The sequence below is a fragment of the Paenibacillus sp. FW104-T2 genome (assembly GCF_058789975.1).
This window is the reverse complement of sequence record NZ_JBYTCE010000017.1, coordinates 1-14617: the sequence shown is the minus strand read 5'-3', so window position 1 is coordinate 14617 and position 14617 is coordinate 1. Positions and strand designations below refer to the sequence as shown.

Here is a 14617-nt window from a genome sequence, read left to right as displayed (position 1 = left end):
ACCATAGCCATCAGCGTACAACATTGGAGCATAAAAATCCACATGTGAGCGAAGTGGAGGTCGTACAATCTAAACTTAATCAGTCAGAGAGCAACTAAGGATTTTTTGAAGAAAAATAAAAAGAAGCCCTCTTCGTCAGAGGGCAGCGATCAAGCCAAAATCAATTAAAGCACGTTATATACAGGCTGTTCTCCAACAAAAGTCACAGGCAATTCAGGATAAGCTTGATCTAGCTTCATGGCAAGGAGTTTCATCCCGGAAGACTCGCTTTCGGCGTGTCCGATCATAATAAGAGCCTGCTGCCTGCCTTGCTGTACAGCATCACGTATGTATTCCGGTGTTTCCCATTCGAAGCCCTCGCCTGCGATAATCAGGTTCAATCGTTCGTTGTGCAGGAGGGGGATGGTTAGATTCCCATTACCGCGAAAACCAACCAATACCGCTGCACGCTGGCAAGTCATCTCCAAGTTACCGGCAACGCGCACATATTCAATTTGAAGTGTTTGTTTGATATATTCTGCAATTTGTTGAACTGTCATACCCGTATCAAAGGAAAGAATATCTGCTTCCGGCTTCCTCTGCTCAAGGAAGGATGTCCATCCCAATGCTTGGACTAAACCTTCGGTGATGCCGTCGGGTTGAACTTGGTGAATGGAATCATGACAGCGGTAAATGGCAATTCCTGCTTCATCAATGAGGTTACGCTTCGTCTGATAGACAGGATCTTCGGTTAGCCAATCCGTATGACTATGGTGGTTATAGAAGGGGGGCTCATGGGCGATGATCAGATTGGCTCCCTGTTGAACCGCACGTTCAATGACCTGCTGAGTGGGCATGAATGCAACAACGATGCCCGAGACGAGTTGATCCATCGATCCGCTAATTAACTGATCCACCGTGTCATCCCGCAATTCTACATGAGCAGTCAAATGATCGATAATTTCTTGAACACGTACCTCCATGAATACGATACCTCCAGTGAAAGAATATATCCTCAGTGTATCATTTTGATGAAATCCCAGCATTAACCATTGTAACTTGCTGCTAAATAACGTGTGGTGTATTGCACTGCTAGATTGTCCAATGTTAAAAGCGGAAATAAATGAATGGTGGCTTCCGGCAAATACGATATTCGGGGTCTTTTCACCTCGTAATACAATGAGAATGGACTACAGATATGAGGGAGGACGTACATTAACAACTGTATAAAACGTTCCAAAGGTAACGGTACGGGGGACAAGTAGTTTTCTTCTGCGAGAAAAAGTATACTTACATAGAATCTTTATCTGGATTAATTAAGGCATCTTTTTAACATGCACTAAACATGCGGTTTTCGTTTGGTTTTAATCTTGATGAAGGAAGTAGAGAAAGGTGTGATTACATGACAGCCAGTACCATTATGGAACGTCTAAAGAGTGAGACTGCTCACTATCACAGACAAGTGGAACAGAACGACTATGCGAAGGCTATTATGAATCAAACCGTGAGCTTAGAAGAGTATAAGGAATATCTAGAGAAATTTTACGGTTTCTTAAAACCACTGGAAGAACTTGCTCTGCAGCAGCCGTTCTGGGAGAATACAGGACTTGATTACGGAATCCGGGGCAAAGCCATTTTGCTTGAAAACGACCTGCGTAATTTAGGTTCTAGTGATGACGATATCAAGCGGCTGCCAAGATGTGAGGAATTGCCGGATATATCTTCGCCTGCACGATTGTTCGGGTATCTGTACGTCATTGAAGGGTCTACTAACGGAGGGCAGATCATAACCAAACGTCTCTCTCAGTTTTTGCCGATTGAAGCGGGTCGCGGACTTGAATATTTCAATGCTTATGGTTCGGAAACCAGAACAAGATGGGCCGAATTCATGGCGCAGCTGGTTCAATTCGCTCACAGCGAGGAAGATCAAAATGAAATGGTTCATACGGCTTCGGAAACTTTCAGGCTGCTTGACCAATGGATAAATACCAAATGAGATATATAAACTTGTAATTAGCGAGTACTTGTAATGAAAGAATCCTTTTAAATTTATATATTGGAATATCATGAGAGGGGTTTTTTTCAGGCCATGGCCGAATCGAAGTCCAGGAAAGATAATAATAATCTGCTGAACCGTACGCTGCTTCATCAAGGTGTGTACACCAATGATCCTATAGATCTAAACAATTGCGATAAAGAACCGATTCATATACCCGGCTTCATTCAGCCTCATGGTGTGCTTTTGGCTGTGAATACCCAGAATGTCCCTACCATTGTTCAATGCAGTCTGAATACAGAAGAGCTTCTCGGCCTTGAAACCGATAAAGTGCTCGGTCTGCCTCTCGAAAATCTGATTGGCAGAGAAAGTCTTCACCAGATCCTTGCTCGCAGCTTTAGTGCTTCTGTAACCTCAGATCTGCAATATATGGATCTCACAATCAACATTGCTGGACATGATCAGGTGTTCACGTCGGTGAGCCATGAGAGCGAAGGTTTGCTCATACTGGAGATGGAGCCTTCCAATGAGAGCAGAACGATGGAAGGTAATGATTTTGAGTGGATCTCACGCTTTTTTGGACGAATCAAGAGCACGGACAGCCGAATTGAGGCTAGTCAGATTGCAGCGGAGCAAGTGAAGGAAATGCTCGGTTACGACCGGGTCATGATTTACGAATTCGACGAGCAATGGAATGGTAAGGTCATTGCGGAAGCGCGTGAGGAACAGCTTGAACCATTTCTCGGACATCATTATCCGGCATCGGACATTCCTAAACAAGCGCGTGAATTGTATCTGCGGAACTGGCTGCGTACCATCGTTAACGTTAATTACCAGCCTGTAGAGATCACCCCTACACTGCAGCCTTTGACGGGTAAACCGCTCAATCTAAGTCTTTCGGTTCTGCGCAGTGTATCGCCACTGCATATTGAATATCTACAGAACATGGGCGTTGGGGCGACAGTAACGATTTCTCTGATTCATGACAATCAGCTGTGGGGCCTTATTACATGCCATCATTACTCGGCCAGATATGTCCCTCACCGTGTTCGCAACTTATGCAACTTCCTCGGTGCATTTTTCTCCAGTGAATTGTTCCAGCGTCAACAGCTGGATGAATATCAGGCAGAGATCAGGTCGCGGGAAGCTGCTTCCCGGATTTCGAGCATATTTATCGGGAATACCAGTCCTTCCAGAATTCTGGAAGAGCTTGAGAGTGAAGAGCAAACGTTACTTGGTCTCATGAGTGCTTCCGGGGCGGCCATCTGCTATCAGGATAAATTAATGTTATATGGCGATACACCGACACGTGAACAAGTACGTGAGCTTGCGGCTTGGCTTGCGGGTAAATCAGAGGACTACAGTTATCATACATCCAAGCTTAGTTTGGAGTACGGTCCTGCGGTAGCCTACAAGGAGAAAGTGTCTGGCGTAATTTATGTTGCAATTTCACCCGGGGAGCATCATTATATGATCTGGTTCCGGCCTGAAGTGATCCAGCTTGTTGATTGGGCTGGGGACCCGGCCAAGGCAGTTATAAAGACTGATGACGGAGTGCGTCTCTCTCCGCGTAAATCGTTTGAAAAATGGCGAGAGGTTGTACAATCCACCTCCTATCCATGGACAACAAAAGAACTGAATGTGCTGCCTTTGCTCAAAAGCATTGTACGTCGTCAAACGGAAAATCAGCTGGTTCAGGCCGAAGAGCAGGCACTGCAAAATGCACGTATTTTGCGGCAAAATGAACAACGCTATTTACAGCTGATGGAATTCTCACCTGTAGCCTTCTTTACGTTGACGGATGGCAAGATTATATACTGCAATAACAGGGCGGCAGAACTGCTCGGGTATGAAAACTCCAAGCTTCTGAACGGCATGGAATTCAGCCAATTCGTACCCGATAATGCAAGAACCGTCTTACAGCAGCATCTGGAGGAGTTGAAATTGGACGATACACGTCTGTACACAAATCAGTCCTATTTCACAACAGCTGCAGGAGTTTCCCTGCTCCTGGAGGTTACCCTTGCTTCGGTGAGGCACGCAGGCAAACCTTCGGTCATGGTGGTCCTGAACAGTGGAGTATCCAACCACGAGCAGGAAGGTTATACGGAGACAACCAATCAGCTGCAAAACTATCTTAATACAGATCCATTAACGGAGATGCCTATTCAATCCATATTTAAATCTCAGCTTCAGGAAGATTGGGATGCGTGTTTGCAGGAAAAATGCAGCCTGGGATTGCTGATTATTGATATTGACGATTTCCGATCCTATAATGCTACCTACGGTCTTCAGGGCGGTGATCTTTGCCTGCAATGGATTGGCGAAGTGCTGGCTGTCGTGAGTGAGCAGAATGAAGCGCTGATCTCTCGCCTGCGCGGAGGAACGTTTATGCTGAAACTCAAGGGCACAACGTCCGAACAGGCTGACCAGCTTGCAGATGAGATCAGGCAGCATGTGCTTGCTCTTCAGATTCAGCGAGACCCATCAAGCCCGGATGAAGTCGTTACGGTCAGTGTGGGCGGTGCTGTCATGGTGCCTGAAGATAGTCTGTCCGTGTCTGATTTAATTGAAAAGGCAACGCAGGCTCTGCTTCAATCCAAGAGTGAAGGGAAAAATCGGATCACCATGGTATAATATCCCACAATGGATCGCAAATTCATTTGATCAAGACTGTTGATTAATTATAGGATGGCGTTTGAACTGGAGAACAGTTTGAGCGCCATTCTTTCTTTTTTTGAAAAATGCATTCTCATCGCCATTGTCACAGGACAAGTGCTATAATGAGGCATATGGATACACTTGTTCGTATTATGATTTATGGAGGAGGGTGAAACAGTTTTAATGAAAGACCATTCAAGACAGTTGGAATTTATGGAGATCGATCTGACCGAAGAGCCAGAAGCTTCGGCTGTTCCGGTGCCTGAACGTTCAACCATTCCCCACAGGCAATTTCATTCAAGCCGTGCTGGTGGCAGCATATTGTCTTCGGAGAAGCGATTCGTGGAAGAGGCGCGGCAACTTGAAAAAATGGAGGGAGATCCTGCTCCGTTTGTTCCCTTTATGAGCTACTGGCCGACTTATGGTGTCATGAACGAGTCCCAGCGCGAGTGGTACTTGTACTGGAGGTCGGAAGTGAGGCAAGGACGTTTCCCGGATACAGATCTGTCCTACGTATTCGTTCATACGTATGAATTGATTAACGGAGTAGGGTGGAGAGATCCTCAAGCGGGTTTTGATCAACTGAAACAGTTATGGATACAATACCGTGCCCGGAATCCGCAGCTTGACGGTTATATGCAGGAATGGCTCGTGGATTACACGCTGGTTCATCAACTGGATATGCCGTTGTCCGAGATTCTGAACATTTCAAGTGGATATCTTCCCGCTGAGATACAGGATATGGAGATGCACCGGATTTTGCAGAATCGAATCTCCGACGTTTCGTTGAATCTGCTGCGGCGATATTATGACTATGACATCACGCTCAGCAAATTTTATAGGGATGGAGGCCAGGGAGTTCTGGAAGAGGTTATTCCCAAGGTTATGGTGCTCGTCGATTCCTATCTGCTGCGAACACGTCAGGCAGGGATCGCGGACCAGTTCATACAGGATAAACCGAGAACAACGGAGCGGGTCTTGTTTCGCAAAGCGGTATATGACGATACCCTTTATGGAAAAACGGTTCCCTTATCCTATGTTCCGGTTGGAGAGAATTCGGATTTTGTTCAATTGGTTACACGCGTCTTTCGATGTACCGAAAACAAGTGTCGGGAACTGCTCGGATTCAGAGGCCGATTGCGTGGAAAGACTCTGGAACCTGAACTCGCAGGCTTGATCGAACGATATTTGGACAAGGTATATGCCGCTAAACAAGATGCCGCCGAGAAACCAATCATTCGAATTGATGCGGAGAAACTGACGGCATTACAGCAGGAGAGTGAATACGTCCGCCAGGCTTTAACGATTGAGGAAGATGTGGAGCAGGTACAGGGAGCGGCTTCCTTCGAACAGCAGGCTGCCGTTGAGGGAGAAGCGAACCACACCGTGAAATACATGACCGAACTGTATAAGGATCACGCTCTCGAACCAGAGGCTGATGAGGCGTTAGCTGAACGTTCCCAAGCCGTCGCAACGAATAATACGCCAGTCCGATTACAGTGGGAGGAAGCGATTGCCGGGGAATTGGATGAAGAGTGGACCCACTTGGTGGACCAGCTTGCTCCTCAGCATGTGATGGCCATTCATGCTCTGCTCAGCGAGAACCCCGATACTGAACTGAACCTTGTGGCTGAACACTATGGAACAATGCCTGCACTTCTGCTTGATGAAATTAACGATCTGGCCATGGAAACGATTGGTGACCTGCTGATCGACAGTGACCGGATTGTTTCTGAATATATGAATGTATTTGAACATGTGAAGAGGTGAGAGGACAGTGACAGAACTAAAAATACCGAAACGGCTGACCACCGCGCTGGTGAATTCATTGACAGCGGGTGTTGTGCCGCGAATTGGACTGGAGCAGATTGCCGTCGGCCGCAAGCCTGAAGTAGACGCGATATTGCGTGATTTGGATAACATTGCCGAAGGCGGAGCAGCATTTAAACTAATTACAGGAAGATACGGCAGCGGGAAAAGCTTTCTTTTACAAATGATTCGCAACTATGCGATGGACCGGGAGTTCGTTGTAGCAGACGCAGACCTGTCCCCAGAGCGAAGATTGGTAGGTACCAAAGGTCAAGGACTTGCAACGTACCGAGAACTGATGACCCGTCTGTCCACGCGCACACGTCCGGATGGCGGAGCACTTGAACCGATCCTGCAAAAGTGGATTGCTGCCCTGCAGCAGCAAACGATGCAGAACCAGGGCTTGCGACCTGATGATCCGGCTCTGCCGTCCGAGGTGGAGAAGCAGATTTACGCGGTCACGAACGAAATGCAGAACCTGGTGCACGGCTTTGATTTTGCCAAAGTTCTTGCTTCGTACTGGAACGGATACAAGCTGGGAGATGATGATCGCAAACAGGCTGCGCTTCGCTGGCTCAGAGGGGAGTATTCCACCAAGACAGAAGCCAAAAAGGAACTTGCTGTCGGCGTGATCATCGATGATGACAACTGGTATGATTATTTCAAATTATGGTCGGAGTTTACGGCACGTATAGGTTATAAAGGATTGCTGCTCTTTATTGATGAAGCGGTGAATCTGTACAAAATCACAAATAGCATCTCTCGGCAGAGCAATTATGAGAAATTGCTGACCATGTTTAATGATACAATGCAGGGCAAGGCAGAGCACCTCGGCATCTTTGTTGGCGGTACGCCGCAATTTGTAGAGGATGAGAGACGCGGATTGTTTAGTTATGAGGCGCTTCGTTCCAGACTGATCGATGGTCGGTATGCAGCGAGAGAATATGCGAATTACACAGGACCTATTTTAAAGCTTGCGATGTTATCTCATGAAGAGATTCTCATCCTGTTGCAGAAGCTGCGTCAGATTCATGCCCTTCACTTTGGTTACCTTGCCAGCTTGACGGACGAAGATCTGGTTGATTTCATGCAAACGGCGGTGAACCGTCTCGGGGCGGATGAGCTGTTAACAACCCGTGAAGTAGTGCGAGATTTTATGGATGTACTGCATACGCTCCACCAGAATCCGGAAGTGACCTATGCCCAATTGCTTGGGGAGCGGGCAGCCGAGCCACAGGATGGCGGCAAAGGAACGTCAGCATCTTCTGCTCCGGATGAGATGGACGATTTTCTGGCGGAATTTGAATTATGAGGGACAATCCTTTTTACAGGCTGGCACCTTTTGTCCAGGAATTTATTTATAAAAAAAGATGGGATTCGCTCCGCCCTGCACAGATTGAGGCTTGTCATATCTGCTTCGATACTCCGCATCATATGCTGATCGCGGCAGGAACGGCTTCAGGCAAGACGGAAGCAGCCTTTTTTCCTGCACTGACGGAGCTGTATGAACGTCCTTCCAAATCGGTGGGCATTTTGTACATCGGGCCACTTAAGGCACTGATTAATGATCAATTTGAGCGTCTGAAGGATCTGCTATCTGAGGGCAACATACCGGTGTGGCACTGGCACGGGGATGTGCCTCAAGCGGAAAAAACACGTTTGGTGCGTAATCCGTCCGGCGTGCTCCAGATTACACCGGAATCGCTGGAGGGTTTGCTCATGAACCGTCCCAATGCCATACCAGCCCTGTTTCATGATTTGCGGTACGTTATTATTGACGAGGTCCATGCATTCATGGGAGCAGATCGGGGCATTCAGGTATTGAGTGAATTGGCCCGGATTGAACGGATGGCTGGCTGCAGACCCCGCAGAGTTGGATTATCTGCGACGCTGAGTGATTATGAGGCAGCAACTTCATGGCTGGCAGCTGGAACGCAGGAAGGGGTAGATGTAGTGTCTTCTCCAGGCGGCCGCAAGCTGCGCTTGCGGGTGGAGCATTTCTCTTTTCCTGATGCCCGGGATGAGGAGCAGGCCGAACATCTGCACAACGCACGCAAAGCCTATTACGAGTTCATCTATGAGAGTACACATCGCAAAAAGGCACTAATCTTCACCAACAGCCGAACGGATGCCGAAGTGACCATCCTTGAAATGAGAAGAGTCGCTGCACGGCGGGAAGAAAGGGATGTATTCCATGTACATCACGGAAGCATATCAGCCATGCTTCGCGAAGAGACGGAAGCGGCCCTGCGGACCGGGGTGGGTCCGGCAGTAGCTGCGGCTACGGTAACATTGGAACTTGGGATTGACCTCGGGGAATTGGAACGGGTTGTGCAGCTCGGTGCCCCATACAGCGCTTCGAGTTTTGTCCAGCGTCTGGGAAGGTCAGGAAGACGGGATGACATGGCTTCGGAAATGTTATTCGTTTGTCCGGAAGAAGAGGATGAAGAAGCGCAGCTTCCAGCTCGCATGCCATGGACGCTGCTGCGTGCCATTGCAGTCATAGAGCTGTATGTGAAGACCAAATGGGTCGAACCGCTTGAGGCTCGCAAAATGCCAATGGGTGTTCTCTACCATCAGACGATGAGCATGCTGAAAAGCATGGGGGAGGCAGAGCCACGCGAACTCGCGTATGCCGTGCTGTCTCTTGCGCCGTTCAGTCAGATCCGGGCAGATCAGTACCAGACGTTCTTAAATTATTTGATTGAAACCGATCATCTGCAGTGGACGGAAGAACAGACCTTAATCATTGGACTCACTGGCGAAAAAACGGTGAATAATTATCGATTTTACGCGGTTTTCAAAGACGATGAGGAACACAAGGTGCTGAATGGTTCAGAGGAAATCGGTTCGATTACGACAGTTCCACCGCCTGGCTATTGCTTCTCACTTGCAGGAAAGCTGTGGAAAGTGGAAGAAGTGGATCATAAACACAAAGCCGTATATGTGAAGGCGGCCAAAGGCAAAGTGGACACCCTATGGCTTGGAGCGGGGGGTGACATTCATACGCTGGTCATTCAGAAAATGCGTGAGGTTCTATCGGATTCAGTGATCTATCCTTATCTGTCTCCACAAGCGGTGAATCGCTTGGAGCGTGCACGCCGGTTGGCACGGGAAAGCGGATTGCTGAAGCAGGTGGTTATTCCGGCTGGCGGTGATTCCCTGTACGTCCTCCCTTGGGTGGGAAGCAAATCGTTTCGAACACTGGAACGATTGATGAAGCATAATCTGTCCGATCGATTTGCACTGCGTTCTGTCGTGCCCATGGAGCCTTATTATTTTGTCGTCTCTGGTAAAGTGGATGCACGAACACTTCTGGCAGAGATTATGAGCGAATGCCGAACCGTTGAGGATGCTTCAGGACTGCTGGCGGAAGACGAGGCCCCGTATCTAGGCAAATACGATGAATTTGTGGCACCTGCATTGATCAGGGAAGCCTTTGCCGTGGACGGCTTGGATCTGCAAGGTTTACAGGAGGGTTTGGAACAAACGTTGGCTTGGGAAACTCCTGAATGAGATAATGCCCTGGATGATATCGTTCGATATCCCTAGCTGTCCAATTTCATCTTCAATGGAATGATGGGGTTGACACCATCTCACCTGCCATGTAATATATGAAAAGTCGTCACATACGTAACATCACAAAAGCATACTTCATTTCGTATAACCTCGCAGGCCAAAAGTGTACACAGGGCGAGGGTCTCTACGGGAAGCCTATACTTCCTAACTACGATGCCAGGAATATCATTTATTCCTTGCTCGAAGTTAGGATTTTTTGCGTTTGGATGGCAAGTTGTGACCTTGGCATGGATTAGACATGCGGACGTATTATCGATCATCAGGAGGTTTATTCATAATGAAATACTATTTGTCCGTTCTCGCTGGAGCGATGAGCTATGGCATCTTGTCCACTATAGTTGTACTGGCATACGGTGAAGGATATCAACTCGGAGAGGTTGTTGGTTCACAGCTGGTCACGGGGTTCATCCTGTCCTGGTTGCTGGCACTATATACGAAATTTAAAACTAAACGCAGATCACAGACTAGAAAAACAGCAGCGACCAGTGTGTTTACGCGTCTGACATGGAAGCAGCGTCTACTGTTAATGGCTGCCGGAACGCCAACAGTTATAACAGGTTTGGTGTACTATCAGTCATTACGTTACATTCCCGCATCCCTCGCGATTATTCTCTTGTTTCAGTTTACCTGGATTAGCGTGTTGATTCAGGCGGTAAGCAAACGCCAACGTCCAGACAAAGTAACCTTCCTAACTCTGATTATTCTGTTTGGAGGTACACTCCTTGCTGCAGGTTTCCTGGAGCAGGGACTGAGCGAGTTTAACGGTCTGGGTATTGCACTCGGACTGATGGCGGCTGTGAGTTATTCACTGTTTGTGCTGTTTAGCGGCAAAGCTGTCCCGTCAGCACATCCTGCCTTTCGCAGCGCGTGGATGGTTACCGGCGGATTGGTTCTGCTCTGCATTCTGTTCCCGCCGACATTCCTGTTTAACGGACTGATCTGGAGCCAGCTGCTTGTGTTCGGATTACTGCTCGGTTTCTTCGGTGCTTTCATTCCACCAGTGTTGTTCGCCATTGGGGTTCCTCATATTGGGGGCGATATGGCAGGCATTCTGGGTGCAGTAGAGCTTCCGGTTGCGGTGTTGTTATCTTCCATCGTACTTCATGAGCATGTCAGCGGACTGCAGTGGTTTGGCGTCATTATCGTTCTGATCGGCGTTGCTCTGCCAGAGTTGTATAAAATGCGGTTGAAACGGAGTCGAAGTGCTCCGCAGTATTCCTCTTAACTAACCCTAGTAAGCAGGGGATGCGCTAGAGTTATCATGGAAATGAATATAAACATAGAGAAGCCTGAGTAATCAGGCTTTTTCTAATGAAACGAAGTTTTCAGTTGGATATAGAGCCCTCCCTTGCTAAGTATGATCTGACATGGCCCATAGGAGCCATTTTCTTCTGCAGCGGGTTAAGGTATGATATAGGCTGTACTTTTATTTCAGGAAAAGAGGCATGCTGATATGAATAGCTCAATCAAGAAAATGTGGCCGTGGTTTACGCTGGGCCTTGCTGTTATTGTATTACTCGGATCATTTCTCGTTTATTTCATGGGCAAGGATATGTCTCCCGGTGCAGGAAGTTCGGTAACAGCACAAGCGAAGACGTCTGAAGAATTGGAAGGATATGAAGTCATTGATGTGAATGTAAGTAATGACGGATTCGAGCCTGGGGTGATTGAGGTTAAAGCAGGAGTTCCAACTAAAATTAATTTTATTCTTACCCGGTCAGTCACCCATGTGAAATCGGTTGGTTCACAAGATCTGGGAATGGATTTGTACATGCAAAAAGGAGACAACTACTACACGATTGATGAAAATTTGCAGCCTGGAGAATATGAAATTCACTGCGGCATGTACATGATATACGGAACAATTAAGGTCGTTTAAACGAGAGGAGCAGAGTCAGTGACAAGCTGGCTTTGCTCCTCTTTTGCATGCGTGCTATCATGGACTTGTGAGACATTTCATCTGGAGGTGGCCTAACATGAAAGCGCTATTTATTGGAGGAACGGGTACAATCAGTACGGCAATTACGCATCAGCTCGCCAGTCAGGGTTGTGAGCTTTACTTGATCAATCGCGGCAATCGTAATGATGATCTGCCCGCGGAAGTCAATGTGCTGCAGGCCGACATCAACGATGAAGAACGGGTGGCAGAACTTATTGTAGATCTTGAATTTGATGTCGTTGCAGACTTTATCGCTTTTGTCCCGTCACAGCTCGAAAGAGATTATCGTTTATTTAAAGACAAAACCAAACAGTTCATATTTATAAGCTCGGCATCAGCCTATCAGACACCACTTGCCGACTATCGCATTACGGAAGGTACACCATTATCCAATCCCTACTGGGAGTATTCACGCAATAAGATCGCTTGTGAAGACTATCTGATGAAGCAGTACCGGGAGCATGGTTTTCCGGTGACGATTGTACGTCCAAGCCATACGTATGGTGACCTGTCTGTGCCTCTGGGCGTGCATGGAGCCAAAGGAAGCTGGCAGGTTCTCAAGCGGATTCGTGAAGGCAAACCCGTAATCATTCACGGTGACGGCACATCGCTATGGACGATTACGCATAATAGTGATTTTGCCAAAGGTTTTATCGGTCTTATGGGTAATATCCATGCCATTGGTGAGTCTGTACATATTACCTCAGACGAGTCCGTGACGTGGAACCAAATCTATGAAATTATCGCAGGAGTACTTGGTGTCAAGCTGAATGCGGTTCATGTCCCTTCGGAATTTTTGGCTGCATGCAGTGATCAGGACCTTCGCGGCGGTTTGCTTGGAGATAAGGCCAACACGGTCGTATTCGACAATAGCAAACTCAAGAGGCTTGTACCTGAATTTGTAGCAACAACGAGAGCGGATCAGGGAATACGGAAAACGATACATTATATGCTGGATCATCCACAGCTGCAAACCGAAGATCCTGAATTTGACGTTTGGTGTGACAAGGTGGTTGGAGCTCTGGACGAAGCGTTGAAGAAGATTAGAGAATAGAAGTGAGGGGACAGTCATGACCCAGACGGGGCATCGAATCGTCAAAGAAATAACCAAAACGTTGACATTGGACTATTGGCTGCACATTCCGGATACGGAAGACCAACCAGCAGATCAGAAATGGCCTGTTATTCTGTTTCTTCACGGATCAGGCGAACGCGGCAGTGACTTGAATAAGGTGAAAGCGAACGGACTTCCGAACATTGTAGATCAGGACAAGAGCTTTCCGTTTATCGTCATATCACCTCAATGTCCGGAGGATGAATTCTGGGCAATGGAAAAGGAAGCTCTGCATGCCATTGTTGAACATGTGCTGGAGAACTATCCTGCAGATCCGAAGAGAGTATATCTAACCGGATTAAGCATGGGCGGTTACGGGGCGTGGCATCTGCCCATCGACTATCCCCATGTATTTGCTGCAATAGCCCCTGTGTGCGGGGGAATCGATCCATCCAGAGCAGAAGCCTTGCGTGATGTGCCGATCTGGGCATTTCACGGTGCCAAGGATGATGTTGTTCCTCTCTCGGAATCACAAGGAATTGTGGATGCCCTTGAAGCGATAGAGGCAAACGTGAAGCTGACCGTCTATCCGGAAGGGAACCATAATGCTTGGGATGAGACATACAGCAATCCTGACCTGTATAAGTGGTTTCTGAGTCACTCCTTGTAAACATTTACTTATCAGCTATGCTGGTAGAACCACCGAGTGCATTAACCCTGCCAATAATGCTATAATAGGTTGCTAATATGATTAAAAAGGGTAATGAACTATGGTGATGAATGATGAATAACAAGTTTATCCGAATCTACGAAGATATCGCAGCTCATATTCGGACGGGAGAGATCGAGGCAGGATCGCTTCTGCCATCGGAGCTTGATTTGTCCGAAAGCTATCAGACGTCCAGAGAGACGATACGCAAAGCACTGAAAATGCTGTATGAAGAAGGTTACATTCAGAAAATTCAGGGCAAGGGATCCATTGTACTGGATATCCGCAAGATTGATTTTCCCATTTCGGGACTGGTCAGCTTCAAGGAACTGGCCAAGAAAATGGGACAGCGGGCCAGAACGCATGTTGAGGAATTAGAGGAACTGAAGGTAGATCAGGCCTTGTTTAAAACCATTCATTTTGGGATGGGCGAACAAGTGTGGAAAATCGTGCGTGTAAGAAATGTGGATGGAGAACGTGTCATTCTGGACAAGGACTATATCAGTCAACGTCTTGTCCCGGGATTAACCAAAGAGATATGTAATGATTCCATTTATGAGTACATTGAGGATCAGCTTGGATTGTCCATTTCTTTTGCCAAGAAAGAGATCTTGGTGGAAGAGCCTACCGAAGAAGATCGAAGACTGATGGATCTGGAAGGCTTCCACAATGTGGTCGTTGTACGCAGTCAGGTCTACCTGGAGGATGCGAGTCCTTTTCAGTTCACGGAATCCCGGCACCGTCCGGACAAATTCAGGTTTGTTGATTTTGCAAGGCGTAAATAACTGTAATGGATCAATAGAAATGCCTGTCCACTTCTTCATCATTGGACGGGTGTTTCTTTTTTTTTCCATAAAGAGTTAAGAATGAGTTGACTAGTAAGCGTTTTCA

The 14617-nt window shown here is 47.4% G+C and carries 11 protein-coding genes; 10 read left to right on the top strand and 1 reads right to left on the bottom strand.

The window, feature by feature from the left end; genetic code table 11:
- Positions 1 to 164: 164 nt before the first annotated feature.
- Positions 165 to 962 (bottom strand): Nif3-like dinuclear metal center hexameric protein, encoded by a 798-nt coding sequence (locus tag AC3WQ3_RS20065; protein ID WP_492473282.1) that lies wholly within the window; start codon positions 960 to 962, stop codon positions 165 to 167.
- 419 nt (positions 963 to 1381) lie between these two features.
- On the opposite strand from AC3WQ3_RS20065, the gene AC3WQ3_RS20060 reads away from it, so the two are divergent.
- The 10 genes from AC3WQ3_RS20060 (at position 1382) to treR (ending at position 14511) form a co-directional block, all read left to right on the top strand.
- Positions 1382 to 1975 (top strand): biliverdin-producing heme oxygenase, encoded by a 594-nt coding sequence (locus AC3WQ3_RS20060; protein ID WP_336779836.1) that lies wholly within the window; start codon positions 1382 to 1384, stop codon positions 1973 to 1975.
- Positions 1976 to 2068: 93 nt separating this feature from the next.
- A complete protein-coding gene (locus AC3WQ3_RS20055) occupies positions 2069 to 4612 on the top strand; it encodes a diguanylate cyclase domain-containing protein (protein WP_492473281.1) in 2544 nt (847 codons plus the stop codon).
- Between the two features lie 207 nt (positions 4613 to 4819).
- Positions 4820 to 6406: a TerB N-terminal domain-containing protein gene (locus AC3WQ3_RS20050; protein ID WP_492473280.1), complete on the top strand. Its 1587-nt coding sequence runs from the start codon at positions 4820 to 4822 to the stop codon at positions 6404 to 6406.
- 7 nt (positions 6407 to 6413) lie between these two features.
- Positions 6414 to 7757, top strand: a complete 1344-nt coding sequence (locus tag AC3WQ3_RS20045) for an ATP-binding protein (protein ID WP_492473279.1) — start codon at positions 6414 to 6416, stop codon at positions 7755 to 7757.
- Positions 7754 to 9961 (top strand): DEAD/DEAH box helicase, encoded by a 2208-nt coding sequence (locus AC3WQ3_RS20040; protein ID WP_492473278.1) that lies wholly within the window; start codon positions 7754 to 7756, stop codon positions 9959 to 9961. Before AC3WQ3_RS20045 ends, AC3WQ3_RS20040 begins: the two co-directional genes overlap by 4 nt.
- Positions 9962 to 10301: 340 nt before the next feature.
- Positions 10302 to 11249 (top strand): EamA family transporter, encoded by a 948-nt coding sequence (locus AC3WQ3_RS20035; RefSeq protein WP_492473277.1) that lies wholly within the window; start codon positions 10302 to 10304, stop codon positions 11247 to 11249.
- 228 nt (positions 11250 to 11477) lie between these two features.
- Positions 11478 to 11903, top strand: coding sequence for a cupredoxin domain-containing protein (locus tag AC3WQ3_RS20030; RefSeq protein WP_492473276.1), 426 nt, complete (start codon positions 11478 to 11480; stop codon positions 11901 to 11903).
- Positions 11904 to 12000: 97 nt separating this feature from the next.
- On the top strand, positions 12001 to 13017 hold the full coding sequence (locus AC3WQ3_RS20025; protein ID WP_492473275.1) for an SDR family oxidoreductase: 1017 nt from the start codon (positions 12001 to 12003) through the stop codon (positions 13015 to 13017).
- Positions 13018 to 13033: 16 nt separating this feature from the next.
- On the top strand, positions 13034 to 13687 hold the full coding sequence (locus AC3WQ3_RS20020) for a prolyl oligopeptidase family serine peptidase (protein ID WP_154893393.1): 654 nt from the start codon (positions 13034 to 13036) through the stop codon (positions 13685 to 13687).
- A 113-nt stretch (positions 13688 to 13800) separates the two neighbouring features.
- The gene (gene treR, locus AC3WQ3_RS20015; RefSeq protein WP_336780234.1) at positions 13801 to 14511 is read left to right on the top strand and encodes a trehalose operon repressor; all 711 of its coding nucleotides are present in this window, start codon (positions 13801 to 13803) and stop codon (positions 14509 to 14511) included.
- Positions 14512 to 14617 lie beyond the last annotated feature (106 nt).